This is a genomic window from Campylobacter showae CC57C (genome assembly GCF_000344295.2).
In the GTDB taxonomy this organism is placed as follows: Bacteria; Campylobacterota; Campylobacteria; order Campylobacterales; family Campylobacteraceae; genus Campylobacter_A; species Campylobacter_A showae_B.
The window spans coordinates 1-1671 of record NZ_AOTD01000023.1; the positions used below are offsets into that span (position 1 = coordinate 1).

1 protein-coding gene is annotated in these 1671 nt (G+C 42.2%); it reads left to right on the forward strand.

Annotated features, from left to right (window positions below; genetic code table 11):
- Positions 1-296 precede the first annotated feature (296 nt).
- Positions 297-1637 (forward strand): hypothetical protein, encoded by a 1341-nt coding sequence (locus H740_RS01055; protein ID WP_002950457.1) that lies wholly within the window; start codon positions 297-299, stop codon positions 1635-1637.
- Positions 1638-1671 lie beyond the last annotated feature (34 nt).

Here is a 1671-nt window from a genome sequence, read left to right on the forward strand (position 1 = left end):
GAAGGCATATTTTGGGGAGGATTATGTAGCACCAAAGGTAGAGAACAAAGAGGATAAAAACGCATCTAAGTAAAATTTCTTAAATTTAATAGCCTGATAGGGTTCGGGCTATTAAATTTTACTCCAAACCGTACAAAATTTAACTTATCATACCTCTACATTGCCCGAATTTAGCGCTTGTTTCATGTCAAATTTAATAGTCGTTTAAAACAAATTTATGTATATTCTTTATTTTACGGGTCGCAAATTTATAAATTTAAAGCCAAAAACGACCCGAGCGCGACAAAAGAGCAAGGTTGAAAATAAAATTTAGCGAAGCAAAAACCCAAGGCATCATCGGCGCGGTTTGCATTTTAGCGGCAAACGCTAGCTACCTGGCAGGCAATTGGAATATATTTTGGCTGATTCATACTTTTGCGTGGCTGCTTGCGCTAACATCTTTTAACTACGCCCTAGCCCACGCCCAAGACTTATCGGGCGCAAACGTTTTTAACCTCTTTAATAACGCCTACAACGGCTTTTTAACGGCTATTTTATGCCTCATCGCGCTCTACGTCCTTGACGAAAATTTTCTCGACGTCATATTTTACGCCCTGCTTCCGCTAGTCGCATTTGCCGTAGCGGTCTCGTGGATTGCTGTAATTTTTAAGCTATCCCGCGCGCTAAACCGCGTACTTTTTTGCGTCTACGGATGGACGTTTGCCGTAAACGTCGCCGTAAATGCCGCATACTACGCGCTAGAGGCCGCATGGCCCGGCCTAATCTTGCCCATAGCTAAATTTAAAACCCCCGTAGCCGCGTCCCTTGATCTTGCGGCCTCGTGCATTTTGCTTGCGGCATGGATCAGCGTGGGTAAATTTAGCAACGAAAATAAAGAAAATTTAAACAAAACAGGCGCAAACGAACCAAATTTTAGCACTCAACACGAGCAAGCAACGGAGCTCAAATTTGACGCCGACCAAAGCCAAGCAAATAAAATTCCGCCCCAAAAAGAAAACACGCATGAAAAATCTTACGAACAAGAAACGCTAAAAGCAGCCAAAAGACAGGGTATCATCTCGTGCCGGCTTATGCTAGCTAACTTTGCTGCATCGTTTTTGATAGCGGTTTACAAAGCCATTACGCAACCGTACACCGTCGAACAACTGCAAAACTTAGAGCTGATAGATAGCGTAATCACCAATCTATCGACGCTAACGGCCACCGTTTACATGTGGTTAGCGCTTAAAAAACTAGCCGAGATTTACGACACCGACGTCTATGAAATATTCACAAAAACCGTTATCGTAGCCGTATTGATGATTTTTCTATCGATAATGCTTAGCCTAAAAGGCATTACGTCTGGTATCAGTGAAATCATTAGCTACGCGTTTATAGGTCTTATCGTATATTTTTTCATACTCTGGCTTAAGCTAAATTTCGGTCTGGCCAAAATTACGAAAAATAAGCTTTTTAAGACCTACGTGTTTTTTGTTATCGTCAGCGCCATCGTCGGAGCAACGATAAAAACTCTAGCAATGTTTGGTTTTTTTGGAGGAGGTATATTTGTGCTAGCCGCAGCGCTAGCCATCGCGGCACTCTACGTGCTGCCGACTGCGTTTTACCTATACGCTTGGACTATGATAAAGGATGAATGATTTGAAAGAAAACGAACAAAATTTGACCAAAAAT